General features: G+C 70.6%; 18 protein-coding genes. All 18 read left to right on the top strand.

Going from position 1 to position 17727, the window contains the following annotated elements; genetic code table 11:
- Positions 1–14: 14 nt before the first annotated feature.
- The 18 genes from ftsY (at position 15) to BM424_RS02510 (ending at position 17638) form a co-directional block, all read left to right on the top strand.
- Positions 15–1451, top strand: a complete 1437-nt coding sequence (gene ftsY, locus BM424_RS02595; RefSeq protein ID WP_093413396.1) for a signal recognition particle-docking protein FtsY — start codon at positions 15–17, stop codon at positions 1449–1451.
- Between the two features lie 220 nt (positions 1452–1671).
- Positions 1672–2892 (top strand): CynX/NimT family MFS transporter, encoded by a 1221-nt coding sequence (locus BM424_RS02590; RefSeq protein ID WP_245775560.1) that lies wholly within the window; start codon positions 1672–1674, stop codon positions 2890–2892.
- Between the two features lie 122 nt (positions 2893–3014).
- Positions 3015–4355, top strand: a complete 1341-nt coding sequence (locus BM424_RS02585) for an ammonium transporter (RefSeq protein ID WP_093413395.1) — start codon at positions 3015–3017, stop codon at positions 4353–4355.
- Positions 4352–4690 carry a P-II family nitrogen regulator gene (locus BM424_RS02580; protein WP_093413393.1) on the top strand — a complete coding sequence of 113 codons (339 nt, stop codon included), beginning with the start codon at positions 4352–4354 and terminating at the stop codon, positions 4688–4690. The genes BM424_RS02585 and BM424_RS02580 overlap by 4 nt, the downstream gene beginning before the upstream one ends.
- A 417-nt stretch (positions 4691–5107) precedes the next feature.
- Positions 5108–5689, top strand: a complete 582-nt coding sequence (locus BM424_RS02575) for an AAA family ATPase (RefSeq protein ID WP_093413392.1) — start codon at positions 5108–5110, stop codon at positions 5687–5689.
- Between the two features lie 300 nt (positions 5690–5989).
- A complete protein-coding gene (locus tag BM424_RS02570; protein ID WP_093413390.1) occupies positions 5990–7732 on the top strand; it encodes a DEAD/DEAH box helicase in 1743 nt (580 codons plus the stop codon).
- Between the two features lie 333 nt (positions 7733–8065).
- Positions 8066–9622 carry a signal recognition particle protein gene (ffh, locus tag BM424_RS02565; RefSeq protein WP_093413389.1) on the top strand — a complete coding sequence of 519 codons (1557 nt, stop codon included), beginning with the start codon at positions 8066–8068 and terminating at the stop codon, positions 9620–9622.
- Positions 9619–10689 (top strand): metal-dependent hydrolase family protein, encoded by a 1071-nt coding sequence (locus tag BM424_RS02560; RefSeq protein ID WP_093413387.1) that lies wholly within the window; start codon positions 9619–9621, stop codon positions 10687–10689. The genes ffh and BM424_RS02560 overlap by 4 nt, the downstream gene beginning before the upstream one ends.
- Positions 10690–10847: 158 nt before the next feature.
- Positions 10848–11606: a CPBP family intramembrane glutamic endopeptidase gene (locus tag BM424_RS02555; RefSeq protein ID WP_093413385.1), complete on the top strand. Its 759-nt coding sequence runs from the start codon at positions 10848–10850 to the stop codon at positions 11604–11606.
- A gap of 70 nt (positions 11607–11676) precedes the next feature.
- A complete protein-coding gene (locus BM424_RS02550) occupies positions 11677–12486 on the top strand; it encodes a CPBP family intramembrane glutamic endopeptidase (RefSeq protein WP_245775559.1) in 810 nt (269 codons plus the stop codon).
- A gap of 212 nt (positions 12487–12698) precedes the next feature.
- On the top strand, positions 12699–13181 hold the full coding sequence (gene rpsP / locus BM424_RS02545; protein ID WP_093413384.1) for a 30S ribosomal protein S16: 483 nt from the start codon (positions 12699–12701) through the stop codon (positions 13179–13181).
- Complete coding sequence (locus BM424_RS02540; RefSeq protein ID WP_093413382.1) at positions 13178–13417, top strand: RNA-binding protein; 240 nt, start codon at positions 13178–13180, stop codon at positions 13415–13417. Before rpsP ends, BM424_RS02540 begins: the two co-directional genes overlap by 4 nt.
- A 5-nt stretch (positions 13418–13422) precedes the next feature.
- A complete protein-coding gene (rimM, locus tag BM424_RS02535; RefSeq protein ID WP_093413381.1) occupies positions 13423–13986 on the top strand; it encodes a ribosome maturation factor RimM in 564 nt (187 codons plus the stop codon).
- A gap of 35 nt (positions 13987–14021) precedes the next feature.
- Entirely contained in the window at positions 14022–14792 is a 771-nt protein-coding gene (gene trmD / locus BM424_RS02530) for a tRNA (guanosine(37)-N1)-methyltransferase TrmD (protein ID WP_093413379.1), read from the top strand.
- Between the two features lie 229 nt (positions 14793–15021).
- Positions 15022–15378, top strand: coding sequence for a 50S ribosomal protein L19 (rplS, locus tag BM424_RS02525; RefSeq protein WP_093413378.1), 357 nt, complete (start codon positions 15022–15024; stop codon positions 15376–15378).
- 228 nt (positions 15379–15606) lie between these two features.
- Positions 15607–16512 carry a signal peptidase I gene (gene lepB / locus BM424_RS02520; RefSeq protein WP_093413376.1) on the top strand — a complete coding sequence of 302 codons (906 nt, stop codon included), beginning with the start codon at positions 15607–15609 and terminating at the stop codon, positions 16510–16512.
- 7 nt (positions 16513–16519) lie between these two features.
- Entirely contained in the window at positions 16520–17272 is a 753-nt protein-coding gene (locus BM424_RS02515) for a ribonuclease HII (RefSeq protein WP_093413375.1), read from the top strand.
- 42 nt (positions 17273–17314) lie between these two features.
- Complete coding sequence (locus BM424_RS02510; protein ID WP_093413373.1) at positions 17315–17638, top strand: DUF2469 domain-containing protein; 324 nt, start codon at positions 17315–17317, stop codon at positions 17636–17638.
- Positions 17639–17727: the final 89 nt, after the last annotated feature.

Raw genomic sequence — 17727 nt, 5'->3', positions numbered from 1 at the left:
GGGAGGATGGCCGGGTGACCACCTCAACCCTGATTGCGATCGTCGTCGTTGTCGCGCTGGTGCTGGCTCTCGCCGTGGTCGCCGGCGTGGTGCTCAACCGCCGCCGGCGGATCAGCCTCCGCGAGAAGGACGAGACCGAAGCCCGCCCCGAGGTCAAGGGCGGCGGTTACCAGGCGGGCGGCGGCTTCAGCTTCGCCAGCGGCGCCGCCACCGCCGAACCCGAGACCGCCCGGACCGCTGAGTCCTCCGCGCCGGAGCACCCGGTCGAGGAGCGCACCGAGGTGGAGGGGCAGCCGGGCGTCGGGGACGACGCCGCGGTCCCGCGCGACACCGAGCGGCGCGGCATCGTCGACGTCGAGCTCCCCGAGGACACCGCCACCGCCGAGCCCGCGGCCGAGCCGACCGCCGAGCCCGAGGTCCCGGCCCAGCCCGAGCCGGAGCCCGCCGCCGCTGAGCCGGTCGCGCCGCCGGAGCCGGAGAAGCCGGAGAAGCCGGCGGCCGAGCCGGAGGAGATCGAGCCCACCAGCGGTCGCCTGGAGCGGCTGCGCGGACGGCTCTCCCGCTCCCGCACGACCTTCGGGCAGAGCCTGCTGGGCCTGCTCGGCGCGGGTGACCTCGACGAGGAGTCCTGGGAGGAGATCGAGGACACCCTGCTGATGGCCGACCTGGGCGCGGCCACCACCACCGAGATCATCGAGCGGCTGCGCGGCGAGATCGCCTCGCGCGCGGTCCGCAGCCCGGAGGAGGCCCGCGCGGTCCTGCGCGAGGTGCTCGTGGACGCGCTCGGCCAGGACATGGAGCGCTCGGTGCGCGCCCTGCCGCACGGCGACCCGGCCGACGGCGGCAAGCCCGCGGTGCTGCTGGTCGTGGGCGTCAACGGCACCGGCAAGACCACCACCACCGGCAAGCTCGCCCGGGTGCTCGTCGCCGACGGCCGCACGGTGCTGCTGGGCGCGGCCGACACCTTCCGCGCCGCCGCCGTCGAGCAGCTGGCGACCTGGGGCGAGCGCGTCGGAGCCGAGGTGGTGCGCGGCAACGAGGGCGCCGACCCGGCCAGCGTGGCGTTCGAGGCGGTCAGCCGGGGTGGCGACAGCGCCGTGGACGCGGTCCTGGTCGACACCGCCGGCCGGCTGCACACCAAGACCGGCCTGATGGACGAGCTCGGCAAGGTCAAGCGCGTCGTGGAGAAGAAGGCGCAGGTCGACGAGGTCCTGCTGGTCCTGGACGCGACCACCGGCCAGAACGGGCTGATGCAGGCCCGGGTGTTCTCCGAGGTCGTCGACGTCACCGGCATCGTGCTGACCAAGCTCGACGGCACCGCCAAGGGCGGCATCGTCTTCCAGGTGCAGCGCGAGCTGGGCGTGCCGGTCAAGCTCGTCGGTCTCGGCGAGGGCCCGGACGACCTGGCCCCGTTCGAGCCGGGTGCCTTCGTGGACGCCCTGCTGGACTGACACCGCTCTCACCCGAAGCCCCCGGTCTCCGGCCGGGGGCTTCGTCGTCGCTGGTGGCGGGGGTTTTGGTGGGTTCGGGAGAATTCCGCCGCGAGGTGTGCAGAGGTTCACTGCTCGGGAGTTTGTGGTACGGGCGTTCCATGTAGTTGAGTTGTGCCCGCGACGCCGCCGGGAGCGGATCTCGTCGCGGACCAGCTCTTTCTCATCGAAGGGATGTTGCGTGGACACCGGAGTCCAGGGGGGAACGCCGCGAACTCAGCGGGTCACCGCGATCGCGACGGTGGTCGTGGTGGTGCTGGTGGCGCTGGCGTTGCGGCCGCCGTTCACCGCGGTGGCGCCGCTGCTGGATCGCATCCAGCGGGACCTGGGCGTGTCCGGCACGTTCAGCGGTGTCCTGACCACGCTGCCGGTGGTGTGCCTGGGGGCGTTCGCGTTCATCGCCCCGAAGCTGCGGCAGCGCTTCGGCGACGAGCGGGTGCTGCTGGGCTGCCTGGTGGTGCTGGTGATCGGCAACGCGCTGCGCGCCTTCGGCGACATCGCGACGCTGCTGGCGGGCACGGTCGTCGTCGGCGCGGGCATCGCCGTGGCCAACGTCGCCGTGCCGGGGCTGATCAAGCGCGACTTCCCGCACACGGTCCCGGTGGTCACCGCCGTCTACACGATGTGCCTGACGCTGGGCGGGGCGATCGCGGCCGCCTCGGTGGTGCCGATCGGGCACGCCGTGGGGTCGGAGTGGCGGGCGCCGCTGGGGCTGCTGGCCGTGCCGGTGCTCATCGCCCTGGTGATCAGCCTGGTCGTGGTGCGCGGCAGCGCGGTGGCCGCGCCGAAGCCGGTCAGCCCGGGGCTGCTCTGGCGCAGCCCGCTGGCCTGGCAGGTCACCGTGTTCATGGGCTTGCAGTCCTCGCTGGCCTACGTGGTGTTCGGCTGGCTGCCGACGATGCTGCAGAGCCGCGGCATGAGCCCGGAGCTGGCGGGCTTGGCGCTGGGCGTGCAGGCGGCGATCCAGGCCGCCGGGTCGATGTCGATCCCGGTGCTGTGCCGGAGGCTGCGCGATCAGCGGGGCATCATCGTGGTGCTGTCGCTGATGCTCATGGCCGGTTTCGGCGGCATCCTGCTGGGCCCGCCGGTGCTGGCCTGGCCCGCGGTGGTCGTGCTGGGCCTGGCGCAGGGCGCGGCGTTCGGCCTGGCGCTGACGTTGCTGGGGCTGCGGTCGCCGGACAGCGACACCACGACCGCCTTGTCCGGTATGGCACAAGGTGGGGGATATCTCATCGCCGCGGCGGGCCCCCTGCTGATCGGTCTGCTGCACGACCTCACCGGTGCCTGGACGGTGCCGCTGGTGCTGATCCTGGCCTGCTCAGCGGGCTGGTTGGCGTGCGGGCTCTCGGTCGGGCGACCGGTCCAGGTCCCGTCGGTGATCGGCCGCGTAACACGGAATTGACGTGGACATGTCGGCGTAACCCCGCAGGCAGTCCTTTTCATGCCCTCGTAACACCACGACGGTGCGTCTGAAACAGCCATTTCCCAAGATGCGGCCCAACTCGGTCCGCACGGGGAGGCAATGTGAATTCAGGCGACACCGCATGGGTGCTCGTGAGCGCCGCTCTGGTCCTGCTGATGACACCAGGTCTGGCGTTCTTCTACGGCGGCATGGTCCGGTCCCGGGGCGTGCTGAACATGCTGATGATGAGCCTCGGCTCGATCGGCGTGATCGGCGTGCTGTGGGTGCTGTTCGGCTACTCGATGGCGTTCTCCACCGACCTCGGTGGTCTGGGCCTGCTCGCGAACCCCTTCGAGAACTTCGGTCTGTCGGGGCTGCTGGGTGAGGACTCGCTGTCCGGCACGATCCCGTCGCTGGCGTTCGTCGGTTTCCAGGCGATGTTCGCGATCCTGACGGTCGCGCTGATCTCGGGCGCCATCGCCGACCGCGCGCGCTTCGGCCCGTGGCTGCTGTTCGCCGCGCTGTGGGCGGTCGTGGTGTACTTCCCGGTCGCGCACTGGGTCTTCGACTTCGACGACACCGACGACGCGGGCAACGTGACCGCGGTCGGTGGCTGGATCGCCAACCGCCTGGCCGCGATCGACTTCGCCGGCGGTACCGCGGTGCACATCAACGCCGGTGCCGCGGCGCTGGCGCTGGTCCTGGTGCTGGGCAAGCGCAAGAACTGGCCCAAGGGCGTCGGCAAGCCGCACAACCTGCCGTTCGTGGTGCTCGGCGCCGGTCTGCTGTGGTTCGGCTGGTTCGGCTTCAACTCCGGTTCGGCCCTGGCCGCCGACAACACCGCGGCCTTCACCCTGGTCAACACCCTGGTCGCGACGAGCGCGGCGATGCTGGCCTGGCTGCTGGTCGAGCGCATCCGCGACGGCCACGCCACCACGCTGGGCGCCGCCTCGGGCATCGTGGCCGGTCTGGTCGCCATCACCCCGGCCTGCTCCTCGGTGACGCCGCTGGGCGCCATCGCGGTCGGCGCGATCACCGGCGCGGTCTGCGCGCTGGCGGTGAGCCTGAAGTTCAAGTTCGGCTACGACGACTCGCTCGACGTCGTCGGCGTCCACCTCGTCGGTGGTCTGATGGGCACCCTGCTGGTGGGTCTGTTCGCCTCGGCGGAGGCCCCGGCGGGCGTGGCCGGCCTGTTCTACGGCGGCGGTGTGGATCAGTTGTGGCGACAGGCTGTCGGAGCCTTCGCGGTGCTGATTTACTCCTTCGTGCTCAGCCTGATCCTGGCCCTGATCGTCAAGGCGACCATCGGCTTCCGGCTGAGCGAGGAGGACGAGGCCGAGGGTGTCGACGAGACCGAGCACGCCGAGACCGCTTACCACTTCGGTGACGGTCGAGCCACCCGCCGCGCCTCGGCTTCGGCCGGCGACGTCGAAGACCGCAAGCTGGAGGGCAGCCGCGCATGAAGTTGGTGACCGCCATCGTTCAGCCGCAGAAGCTGGACGATCTCAAGGATGAACTCGGCAAGCTCGGCGTGCTGGGCATGACCGTCAGCGACGCCCAGGGTTACGGCCGCCAGAAGGGCCACACCGAGGTCTACCGGGGCGCCGAGTTCTCGGTGGACTTCGTCGAGAAGTCCCGGGTGGAGGTCCTGGTCGACGAGACCGACGTCGACAAGGTGGTGGAGGGCATCGTCAACGCCACCCGCACCGGCAAGGTGGGCGACGGGAAGGTCTGGGTCACCGCCGTGGAGAGCGTGGTGCGCGTCCGCACCGGTGAGACCGGCGTGGCCGCCATCTGATCGCAGAGCAGTGCCGGAGGGCGCCTTCCGACCTCGTGTCGGGAGGCGCCCTTCGCGCGTTCTCAGCAGGTTCCCGGGGCCGGGATGCGTACAACTACGCAGGCCTACTCGGGCATCTTCACGGTCTCGCATCGCCGCTGGTCCGGGCAGACTTCATGGTGCGACGCGGTGATCAGGGAGGAGCCGGGGAACGCGCCCGTACTGGGGGTCGGGCGAGCTCGCCGGCGTCTCCGCGATCGCGGGGGTGCGTGGGAGGCAGGGGGAACATGCCTCCCACGCGATGACCGGGTGCGGTACCCCGTAACGCACCGGGAGTTCGAACGAGGCGGCCCGCCCTTGGGGGAGCGGGCCGCCTCGTCTCTCGCGTGATCACGATCTCGCCCGTCCATGATCGTTCGCGCGTAATCTGGAGCGGTCGTGGACATTTCGGACGCATCCCCGGTTTCCGCCGACCCCACGCCCTCGGTGCGGGTGGGCCGTCGGACCCTGGTCGTGCTCGCGGGCGTGCCCGGCGCGGGCAAGAGCACCGTGCTGGCCAAGCTGCGCGCCGATGCCGACGTCGTCCGGCTCGACTCCGAGCAGGTCCGCGCCCGGCTGCGGGAGCTCTCGCCCGGCATCCCGTACCGCTTCTACCGGCCGGTGGTGCACCTGGTGCACCGCTCCCGGATCGCCTGGTCCTGCCTGGTGGCGCGCGGCCCGGTGGTGGCGCACGAGCCCGCGACCCGGGCCAGCACCCGGGCGCTGCTGCTGGTCTTCGCCCGGCTCAGCGGGCGACGCACGGTCCTGGTGTGGCTGCACGTCGACCCCGATTCGGCGCTGGACGGGCAGCGGGCGCGGGGCAGGCTGATCCGCTCGGGTTCGTTCCGGCGGCACGTGCTGCGCGCCGAGCGGATGCACCGGCGGCTGCTGGCCGGCGAGACGCTGCCGGGCTGGCGCCGGGTGCACCTGTTCACCCGCTCGCAGGTGGCCCGTGGCCTGCGGCTGGACGTCGAGACGTGACCTGCGTCCCGTTGGGCGGGGGCGCCCCGACATCAACTGATCGCGATGACTACCCTGGACGACCGGTGCCACGGCCGGATGTCGTGGTGCCAGGCTGAGATTTTTCGAGCTGCGGGTCACTGGCAACAGGGTGTGCGTCGGGTGGAGCGCGCGGTTCGTCAAGCGCAAGCGGAGTCGACACGGGTTCGCCGCACGCCGCGAGTGGACGCAACGCCCCGATCAGCACGCGCGGGGTGGGCGCCGGACCTCCTTTCCGCGATCAGCCCCCCGCCGACCCACCTAGGGAGACCTGCGTTCCGCATGCCTACTTTCGCTGAACTCGACCTCGACGAGCGCGTCCAGAAGACGCTGGCCGAGATCGGGTACGAGGCCCCGTCGCCGATCCAGGAGCAGACGATCCCGCTGCTGCTGGAAGGCCGCGACGTGCTGGGCCTCGCGCAGACCGGTACCGGCAAGACCGCCGCGTTCGCGCTGCCGATCCTGTCCAACATGGACCTGAGCACCACCAAGCCGCAGGCGCTGGTGCTCGCCCCCACCCGCGAGCTGGCGATCCAGGTCTCCGAGGCCTTCCAGCGCTACGCCTCGAACCTGCCCGGCTTCCACGTGCTGCCGATCTACGGCGGCACCGGCTACGGCCCGCAGCTGGCCGGGCTCCGCCGCGGCGCGCACGTCGTCGTCGGCACCCCGGGCCGGCTCATCGACCACCTGGAGAAGGGCTCGCTGGACCTCAGCGCGCTGAAGAACCTGGTGCTCGACGAGGCCGACGAGATGCTGCGCATGGGCTTCATCGAGGACGTCGAGAAGATCCTGCAGTCGGTGCCCTCCCAGCGCCAGGTCGCGCTGTTCTCGGCAACCATGCCGCAGGGCATCCGCAAGATCACGCAGAACTACCTCAACGACCCGGCGGAGATCTCGGTCAAGACCAAGACCTCCACGGCCACCAACATCAACCAGCGGCACGTGCCGGTGCGCGCGTCCAACAAGCTGGACGCGATGACCCGCATCCTCGAGGTCGAGGACTTCGACGCGATGATCGTGTTCGTGCGCACCAAGCAGCTCACCGAGGAGCTCGCCGAGAAGCTGCAGGCGCGCGGCTTCAGCGCCTCGGCCATCAACGGCGACATCGCCCAGGCCCAGCGCGAGCGCACCATCGGGCACCTGCGCGACGGCAAGATCGACATCCTGGTGGCCACCGACGTGGCCGCCCGCGGTCTCGACGTCGAGCGCATCTCGCACGTGCTCAACTACGACATCCCGCACGACACCGAGTCCTACGTGCACCGCGTGGGCCGCACCGGTCGTGCCGGGCGCAGCGGCGAGGCGATCCTCTTCGTCTCCCCGCGCGAGCGCCACCTGCTGCGCGCCATCGAGCGGGCCACCCGCCAGCAGATCCCGCAGATGGAGCTGCCGACGATCGACGCGGTCAACGACCGCAGGCTCGCCAAGTTCGCGCAGAACATCACCGACACGCTGGCCAAGGGCGGCCTGGAGGTCTTCCAGGAGCTGGTCGCCGAGTACGAGCGCACGCACGACGTGCCCGCCTCGGAGATCGCTGCCGCGCTGGCCGCGATGGCCCAGGGCGACCGCCCGCTGCTGCTGGAGCCCGAGCCGGAGCCCGCGCGCCGGGACGGCCCGATGTTCCACCCCAACAGCGCCGACACCGAGACCTACCGGGTCGAGGTCGGCCGCCGGAACCGGGTCACGCCGCGCGCGCTGGTCGGTGCGCTGGCCAACGAGGGCGGGGTGCCCAGCAAGCACATCGGGCACATCGACATCCGCAACGAGCACACGCTCATCGAGCTGCCCGCCGACCTCCCGGAGGAGCTGCTCAGCAAGCTGCGCACCACCCAGGTGGCCGGTCGCGGCCTGAAGATCTCCCGCGCCGACGGCGAGATCATCAACCGCCGCCCGCGCCGCCCCGCAGGCAACCGGGACCGCGACAACAAGCCGCGCCCGCACCGCAAGGGCCAGAGCGGCAGCGGCCAGCGCTCCCCGCAGCAGTACCGCGGCCCCAAGCGGGACCTCCGCCACACCGGTGCGTGACATGAAAATTGTCTGTGGTCCCGCTGCTTGGCGGTGCAGGTAGCGGAACCTGACATGCCTTCTGGACTCCGTGCGCCACTCCTGATGTATGCCAATACACGGCGTCGCGGCGTACTCGCCAGAAGACATGTCAGAACCCGCGGCGGTGCGGGCTGCGAGGGTGGTTTTTCACAGCTCGCGGCTACGCCGCTTGCACTCACCCCGTGGTCGCCGAGCCAGCTGAATTGATCGGGTCCTGCTGAGGTAGCCGGTCCGCGCCAGGTCCTGGTGCGGACCGGCTACCCTCGCACAGGTACCCAGGTACATCCTCTCGACTCTGGAGCCCGTGAACCCGTGTTCGACACTCTCTCCGACCGGCTCACCTCGGTCCTGACGAACCTGCGCGGCAAGGGGCGGCTGTCCGAAGCCGACATCGACGCCACCGCGCGGGAGATCCGCATCGCCCTGCTCGAAGCGGACGTGGCGCTTCCCGTCGTGCGCGGGTTCATCAAGGGTGTCAAGGAGCGGGCCAAGGGTGCGGAGGTCTCGCAGGCGCTGAACCCGGCGCAGCAGGTCGTCAAGATCGTCAACGAGGAACTGGTCACCATCCTCGGCGGGGAGACCCGGCGGATCGAGCTGGCCAAGAACCCGCCGACGGTGATCATGCTCGCGGGTCTGCAGGGTGCCGGTAAGACGACGCTGGCGGGCAAGCTCGCCAAGTGGCTGTCCGGCCAGGGCCACACGCCGATGCTGGTGGCCTGCGACCTGCAGCGCCCCAACGCGGTCAACCAGCTCCAGGTCGTCGGTGAGCGCGCCGGTGTCCCGGTGTTCGCGCCCGAGCCGGGCAACGGCGTCGGCGACCCGGTGCAGGTCTCCCGCGACAGCATCGAGGAGGCCAAGCGGGCCCAGCACGACATCGTCATCGTCGACACCGCCGGCCGGCTGGGCGTCGACGAGGAGATGATGAAGCAGGCCGCCGACATCCGGGACGCGGTCTCGCCGGACGAGATCCTGTTCGTCCTCGACGCGATGATCGGTCAGGACGCGGTGACCACCGCCGAGGCCTTCCGCGACGGCGTCGGCTTCTCCGGCGTGGTGCTGACCAAGCTCGACGGCGACGCCCGCGGTGGTGCCGCGCTGTCGGTCCGCGAGGTCACCGGCCAGCCGATCATGTTCGCCTCCAGCGGCGAGAAGCTCGAGGACTTCGACGTCTTCCACCCGGACCGGATGGCCAACCGGATCCTGGGCATGGGCGACGTGCTCACCCTGATCGAGCAGGCCGAGCAGGCCTTCGACCAGGAGCAGGCCGAGAAGGCCGCGGAGAAGCTGGGCACCGGCCAGCTGACCCTGGAGGACTTCCTGGAGCAGATGCAGGCGGTGCGGCGGATGGGTCCGCTGCAGAACCTGCTGGGCATGCTGCCGGGCGCGGGCCAGATGAAGGACCAGCTGGCCAACTTCGACGAGAAGCAGCTGGACCGCATCCAGGCGATCATCCGCGGCATGACCCCGGCCGAGCGCGCCGACCCGAAGATCATCAACGCCTCGCGGCGCCAGCGCATCGCGCGCGGTTCCGGTGTGACCGTCGGCGACATCAACGACCTGGTCAACCGGTTCTTCGAGGCCCGCAAGATGATGCAGCGGATGGCCGGCCAGTTCGGCGGTTTCGGCGGCGGAGGCGGCGGCTCCAAGAACCGCAAGGGCAAGAAGGGGAAGAAGGGCAAGAAGGGCAAGGGCGGCCCGACCCCGCCGAAGGGCATGAAGGGCATGCCCGGCGGTCTCCCCGGCCTGCCCCCGGGCGGCATGCCCGGCATGGGCGCCGGCCCGGATCTGTCCAAACTGGACCCGACCGCGAACCAGCTGCCGCCCGGCTTCGACCCGTCGAAGCTCAACTTCGGCAAGAAGGACAAGTGACGGCGCTGCACCTGCGCGCCACCGTGCTGCCCGACGGCGCGCAGCAGGACCTCTGGATCGCCGACGGCCGGATCTCCCTGGAGCCGATCGCCGACGCCGAGACCGTCTTCGACGGCGGCTACGTGCTGCCGGGCCTGGTCGACGCGCACTGCCACGTCGGCATCGGCACGCAGGGCCCGGTCGAGCTCGACGAGGCCATCACCCAGGCCGAGACCGACCGGGACGCGGGCACCCTGCTCATCCGCGACTGCGGCGCGCCGATCGACACCCGGCCGCTGCAGCAGCGCGACGACCTGCCGCGGATCATCCGCGCGGGCAAGCACCTGGCCCGGCCCAAGCGCTACATCCCGAAGCTGTCCGACGACCTCGACGACGAGCGGGACCTGCCCGCCGCGGTCGCCGAGCAGGCCGCTTACGGCGACGGCTGGATCAAGCTCGTCGGCGACTGGATCGACCGCTCGGTGGGCGACCTGGCTCCGCTGTGGAGCGACGAGGTGCTGGCCGAGGCGATCGACACCGCGCACCGGCTCGGCGCCCGCGTCACGGCGCACGTGTTCGGCGAGGACGCGCTGCCCGGCCTGATCAACGCGGGCATCGACTGCATCGAGCACGGCACCGGCCTGACCGACGACACCGTCGAGCTGATGGCCGCCCGCGGCACCGCGCTGGTGCCGACCCTGGTCAACGTCGAGAACTTCCCGGGTTTCGCCGCCGCCGCGACGAAGTACCCGGACTACGCCTCGCACATGACCGACCTCTACGAGCGCGCCGACCGCACCGTCGGCAAGGCGATCGAGGCGGGCATCCCGGTCTACGCGGGCACCGACGCCGGCGGCGGCATCCCGCACGGGGTGCTGGCCGACGAGGTCGCCGCGCTGCACCGGGTGGGCATGCCGGTCGAACAGGCGCTCGCCGCCGCCTCCTGGGGCGCGCGCGAGTGGCTGGGCTGGTCGAGCATCGAGCACGGTGCGGTCGCCGACCTGGTCTGCTACGACGCCGACCCGCGCAAGGACCTGGACGCGCTGCGCTCGCCCCGGCGGGTCCTGCTGGGCGGCAAGGTCTTCTAGCGCCCCGGATTCCGGTCCTTCGAACAGGCTGAAAACGGCTCCCGCAATCGTTTCCACCGCTCGATGGTGAAAACGGCACCGGCGTGTGCGACCCCTTAGGGTTGAAGGGTCGAGGGGAGCGTTCTGTGGGGGAGAAGCGGGAGCCTTACCTTCAGCCGATGCGCCGGGTGGACGGCACCGTCGACCCGAACCCCACGTTCTGGGAGGCGAAGCTGGAGGCGGCCAGGCGCGGTTCGCTGGCCTGGGGTTTCGCGGCCTTCTTCCTCGGCTACGGCGGCTACTACCTGGCCGTGGTCGTCCTCGGGGCCGTGCGACCGCACCAGGACGGCGGGTTCGACCCGTCGCAGCCGCCCAACACCGGGCCGCTGCTGCTGCTCGCGTTCGCCCCGAACATCCTGCTCGGACTCGTCCCGGCGGTCTTCTCCTGGTGGCGCGGGCACGGCCTGCGCGCCGACTTCGGCATCCTGCCGCGCCGCCGCGACCTCAAGATCGGCCTGATCTGCGGGCTCTGCGCCCTGTTCGGGTCCTGGGCGATGACGATGGTGATCATCGCGGTCTCCGGCCCGCCACCGGAGACCGACCTCGCCCGGCTCATGCAAGGAGACCGGACGGTCTGGTTGTTCCTGTTCGCCCTGTTCGCGTTCCTGGGCGCCCCGCTGACCGAGGAGCTGCTGATGCGCGGCGCGCTGTGGGGAGCGCTCGAGCACTACCGGATCCCCCGCGTGGCGATCCTCGTCCTCACCTCGGTGATCTTCGCGCTGATCCACCAGGAGGCCTGGCGCACGCCGGTGCTGTTCGTCGGAGGCCTGGCCATCGGCGCCGCCCGGATGATCACCGGGCGGGTCTCGGCGAGCATGGTCGCCCACGCCACCAACAACTTCCTGCCCGCCCTGCTGCTGTTCGCCGTCGCGAGATGAACAACACCCCGCCGCACCTCGTGTTGATCGTGGTGCCGCGGGAGTCCGGTATAGCCTGACGGCTCCGCCGGTGTCCGCCGACATCGTCACGCGGGTCGTCGACCCGCTGCTCGGCATCACGGAGGCGCTCGTGCACTCAACACAAGAATCCGACCTCGCGGGCGAACCCGCGGGCCGCGGCTGGGTCGCGGTTCCGCAGGTGCGCACGCACCGCTGGGGGCTGGGCGCGTTCTTCCTGGCCGAGGCCGTGTTCGTGCTGACCTCGGTGGTGCTGGCCGCCGCCTTCGGCACGCCCGGCGTCTGGTCGATCGTGCTGATGCTGGTGCTGCCGACCGTGCTGGCCGGTGCGCTGGCGGTGCTCATCACGGTGGTGCGCGGCAACGGCCCGATGCTGGACTTCGGGTTGCAGTGGCGCTGGTCGGACGTCCGGATCGGACTGGCGATCGGCGGGATCGGGCTGGTCACCACCACGATCGCGACGATGCTGTGGACGCAGTGGGCCGACCCGGGCCAGACCTCGACGGTCAGCAGCGTCCTGGACGGGGTCCGGCTGCCGCCGGTGGTGGCGGTGCTGGTGTTCCTGCACATCTGGCTGATCGCACCGGTGTGCGAGGAGCTGCTCTACCGCGGCCTGCTGTGGGGCGCGATGGAGCGGCTGGGCTGGAGCCAGCTCAACGTGTTCGTGCTGAGCACCGCGGTGTTCGCGATCGGTCACCTGGAACCGGCGCGCACCTGGCTGCTGCTGGTGATCACCATCCCGATCGGGGTGGCCCGGATGGTCACCGGCCGGCTCACCGCCAGCGTCATCGCCCACCAGGTCAACAACTTCCTGCCCGCCCTGGGCCTGCTGCTGGTGTCCCTGGGCCTGATGCCGACCTGATCCGGTCCGCGTCGCCGGAGAGGCACCGCTGGGCAAGCCGACCCCGTCGTCGTCCGGGGAGACTGTCTGGCAGAATGGGTTGCTGTTCGCTGCGAGGGGTCCCTCTCACCTCTCGTTCTGCGATTTGACCTGGAGCTGTGCGGATCGCTGCCCCACGCGTTCGCGCATCGCTCACCGGAGCATCAATGAGAGTCTGAGGAGCACCAGCACCCGTGGCTGTGAAGATCAAGCTCGCGCGGATCGGCAAGATCCGGGAGCCGCACTACCGCATCGTCATCGCGGACGCCCGCACCCGCCGCAACGGCCGGGTCATCGAGACGATCGGCCAGTACCACCCGAAGGAGAACCCGAGCGGCATCATCGTCGACTCGGAGCGGGCGCAGTACTGGCTGGGTGTCGGCGCGCAGCCGACCGAACCGGTGCGCAACATCCTGGAGATCACCGGCGACTGGCAGAAGTACAAGGGCCTGCCGGGCGCCGAGGGCACCCTCAAGGTCGCCGAGGCCAAGAAGTCCAAGCAGGAGCTGTTCGAGGAGGCCCTGGCCGCCGCAGGCGAGGAGCCCACCGTCGAGGCCACCACCCCGAAGAAGAAGGGTGGCAAGAAGTCCGAGGCGAAGGCCGATGACGCCAAGGCCGACGAGGCCAAGGCCGAGGAGAAGGCCGACGAGCAGAAGTCCGAGGACGGTCAGGCGTGACGGTCCTCTCGGACGCGCTTGAACACCTGGTGCGCGGCATCGTCGACAACCCCGACGATGTCCGCGTCCAGCTGCTGACGACCCGGCGCGGTCGCACCCTCGAGGTGCACGTCAACCCGGATGACCTGGGCAAGGTCATCGGCCGGGGCGGGCGCACCGCCACCGCGCTGCGGACCGTGATGACCGGCATCGGTGGTCGCGGCATCCGGGTCGACGTGGTCGACACCGACCGCTGACCGGCATGAACGAACTCCAGCCGGAGGCCCTCGCAGTGGGGCGCGTGGTGCGACCGCATGGCGTGCGGGGCGAGCTCGTCGTCGAGGTGCTCACCGACAGCCCGGAGCTGCGGTTCGTTCCCGGATCGGTGCTCGGTCTGAAGCGCCGGTCCGGTCAAGGCAGGAAGTCCAGCGCGCAGAGCCTCACCGTGACAGCCGCCCGGCACCACGCCGGGCGGCTGCTGGTGCGCGCGGAGGGCGTGGACGGCCGCGACGCCGCCGAGGAGCTGCGCGGCGCGCTGCTCACGGTCTCCTCCGACGAGGCCGAGTCCCCCGAGGACCCCGACGAGTTCCACGACACCGAGCTGATCGGGCTGCGCGCGCAGCTGGTCGCCGGTGACGAGGTGGGCGTGGTGCGCGACGTGCTGCACTCGCCCGCCGGCGAGCTCCTCAGCATCGCCATCCCCGATCCCGAGGCCGACAAGGGCGAGCGGGAGGCCCTGGTCCCCTTCGTCTCCGCCATCGTCCCCGAGGTTGACCTCGACAAGGGCACGGTCGTCCTCGACCCGCCCGAAGGCCTGCTGGACTGAGAGACTCACCGAGCACTTCCAGACGAGGCCATCTCATGCGCATCGACGTCATCACGATCTTCCCCGACTACCTGAACCCGCTGCGGGAAGCGCTGCTGGGCAAGGCCATCGAGCGCGAGCGCATCTCGGTGGGCGTGCACGACCTGCGCGACTGGACCCACGACGTGCACCGCGCGGTCGACGACAGCCCCTACGGCGGCGGGCCGGGCATGGTCATGAAGCCCGACGTGTGGGGCGAGGCGCTCGACGAGGTCTGCGCACCGCAGGAGGCCACGCCGCGGCTGGTCGTGCCGACCCCGGCGGGCCGCCCGTTCGACCAGAAGACCGCTGTGCGCTGGTCGAACGACCCGTGGCTGGTGTTCGCCTGCGGCCGCTACGAGGGCATCGACCAGCGGGTCATCGACGACGCCGCCACCCGGATGCCGGTCGAGGAGGTCTCGATCGGCGACTACGTGCTGGTCGGCGGCGAGGTCGCCGCGCTGACCATGATCGAGGCCGTGGTGCGGCTGCTGCCCGGCGTGCTGGGCAACCCGCTGTCGGCCGAGCAGGACTCCTTCTCCGACGGCCTGCTGGAAGGCCCCTGCTACACGCGTCCCGAGGTGTGGCGCGACCGGCCGGTGCCGGACGTGCTGCGCTCCGGCAACCACGCCGCGATCGCCCGCTGGCGGCGCGATCAGGCCCTGGAGCGCACCTTCCACCGGAGGCCGGAACTCCTCGCGGCGCTGCCGGAGGGGGACCTGGATAAGGCCGACCGGAAACAGCTCGATAAACTGCGTGCGTCGGATGCTTCCGACGACTCCCGGTGAGACCGGAGCCGCGTCGCGCTGAGCCCTTCCGCCGCGCCCCTTCGCAGGGGGCCGGATCAGGCGCCGAGATGCGGATCTGGCACACTGGACAGGTTGATGCAGTCGAGCCACCTGGTTCGACATGCGCAAAGAGCAAGTTCACCCCGTGTCGGGCGGTGCCCACCTTCAGGTCGGGTCATCGACATGTGAGAACACGGGTGCCTTCGACACGGATGAGGACGGACCACCGATGAACACCCTGGACGCGTTGGACGCCCAGTCGCTGCGTTCCGACATCCCGGCCTTCCGGCCCGGTGACACGCTGAAGGTTCACGTCCGCGTCATCGAGGGTTCGCGCGAGCGGACTCAGGTCTTCCAGGGCGCAGTCATCCGCCGCCAGGGCGATGGCATCCGGGAGACCTTCACCGTGCGCAAGGTTTCCTTCGGTGTCGGTGTGGAGCGGACTTTCCCGGTGCACACCCCGAACATCGCGCAGATCGAGGTCGTCTCGCGCGGCGATGTCCGGCGGGCGAAGCTGTACTACCTGCGCGACCGGCGCGGCAAGGCGGCGAAGATCAAGGAGAAGCGGGAGACCGCTGCGTCCTGATCGACGCGAGACGAGCAGTACCGGAGGGCCCGGGCGCGACGAGCGCTCGGGCCCTCCTGCTGTTCCACCTTCGGGTGATCCGTGCAGGCCCGGGATGCGCGGGAGGCGTCGATGGAACGGGATTTTCCGGAAAAGGCCACGTCATCGGGCAGTAACCGGGCGGGTTTTCCGTCCCGCCGCGCCGGGGCAGCGCGACGGGCCCGCACGCCGTTCGAGTAGCCTGGCCGGGTGGCCGACGTCATGCGCAGCGGATCAGCGGAAGAGCCCCACGACTCGGAGCACCGTGACGGTGCTCCCGGCGAAGCGGCTCCGAACCGGAAGTCGAAGGGGAAGAAGAAGTCTTCCTTCTGGGTCGAGTTGCCCATCCTGATCGTGACCGCCCTGGTGCTCACGGTGCTCATCCAGGCGTTCCTCGCCCGGGTGTACGTGATCCCGTCGCAGTCGATGGAGCAGACGCTGCACGGCTGCACCGGGTGCAGCAACGACCGGGTGCTGGTCGACAAGGTCTCCTACCGGTTCTCCGACCCCGAGCCCGGCGACGTCGTGGTCTTCCGCGGCCCGCAGCCGTGGGTGCAGAACGAGTTCATCGCCGAGAAGTCCCCCAACCCGGTCGTCGGCTTCTTCCAGGGCGCGGCGTCGCTGCTGGGCTTCGGCGCCCCGGACGAGAAGGACTTCGTCAAGCGGGTCATCGCCACCGGCGGCCAGACCGTCGAGTGCTGCGACGCGCAGAACCGGGTGCTGGTCGACGGCAAGCCGCTCAACGAGCCCTACGTCTACTGGGAGCCGGGTCGCGGCGTCGGCCAGGACGAGTTCGCGCCGGTCACGGTGCCGCCGGGGCACCTGTGGGTGATGGGCGACAACCGCAACGACTCCGCCGACTCCCGCGTGCAGGGCGGTGGCGGCATCAACGGCGCCGTCCCGGTGGACAACGTGATCGGCAAGGCGCAGGTCATCGTGCTGCCGCCGACCCGCTGGCAGAGCATCCCGGAGCCCAACCCGCAGTCGCAGGCGCTGGGCGCGCCGGCCTGGCAGCACGGGCTGCCGCTGGGCGTGGGTTTCGCGGCGGCGTTCCCCGCGGTCTGGGCGGGTCGTAGGCTCCTCGGTGCAGCGAGCAAGCGACGGCACTCGGAGTGACATCGAAGTGACGGTGACGGAGTTCCGGCCACCCCGGTCGGTGATCCGGCGCAGCAGCGGCAACTGGGCGCTGCAGAGCGCCCTGGACCGCCGGGGGCTGGGCCCGGTCGCCGGCGTCGACGAGGCGGGGCGCGGCGCGTGCGCCGGACCGCTGGTGGTGGCCGCGTGCGTGCTCAAGCCGGGCGACGGCAAGCGGTTCGACGGCCTCACCGACTCCAAGGTGCTCGGCGAGGCGGACCGGGAGCGGCTCCACGACCGCATCACCGCCCGCGCGCTGAGCTGGTCGACGGTGGTCATCCCGGCCGAGGACGTGGACGCGCTGGGCATCCACGTGGCCAACCTGGAGGGCATGCGCCGCGCGGTGGCGCAGCTGACCGAGCACCCCGGGTACGTGCTCACCGACGGCTTCAAGGTGCAGGGCCTGGCGACGCCGAGCGTCGCGGTCGTCAAGGGCGACCTGGTGGCGGCCTGCGTGGCCGCGGCGTCGGTGCTGGCGAAGGTCACCCGGGACCGGCTGATGGCCGGTGAGCTGCACGAACGATTCCCCGAGTACGCCTTCGACGTGCACAAGGGCTACAGCACGCCGCTGCACTCGGCGCGGCTGTCCGAGCACGGTCCGTCCGTCCAGCACCGGTGGTCCTACGCCAACGTCGTGGCCGCCGCGACGCGGCACGGGATGCGCTCGCCGCGCGCTGTGACCAGCAAGCCCGGTCTGTTCGATGCCTCGAAGGGGGATGTGGTGGACAATGTGGCCTTGTAGTCCGAGTAGTCCGACCGGAAACGCAGAAGGGCTCGCACACCGATGAGCGCCGAGGATCTCGAAAAGTACGAGACCGAGATGGAGCTGCAGCTCTACAAGGAGTACCGCGACATCGTCGGTCAGTTCACCTACGTCGTGGAGACCGAACGGCGCTTCTACCTGGCCAACGTCGTCGACGTGCAGGTGCGCAACTCCGACTCGGAGGTCTACTTCGAGGTGTCGATGTCCGACGCCTGGGTCTGGGACATGTACCGCCCGGCTCGGTTCGTCAAGAACGTCCGGGTGATCACCTTCAAGGACGTCAACGTCGAGGAGCTCGACAAGCCGGACCTCCGGTTGCCGGAGAACGGTCCCTTCGGTTCCTGACGATCCAGGATCACGAGATGTGATGCCCGGGCGGCCGATTTCGGCCGCCCGGGCTTTTTCGTGCGCGCAGCGCGATCGGATTCGGTGAA

This window comes from Saccharopolyspora flava (assembly GCF_900116135.1).
In the GTDB taxonomy this organism is placed as follows: Bacteria; Actinomycetota; Actinomycetes; order Mycobacteriales; family Pseudonocardiaceae; genus Saccharopolyspora; species Saccharopolyspora flava.
This window is presented reverse-complemented; position numbering and strand designations above follow the sequence as displayed.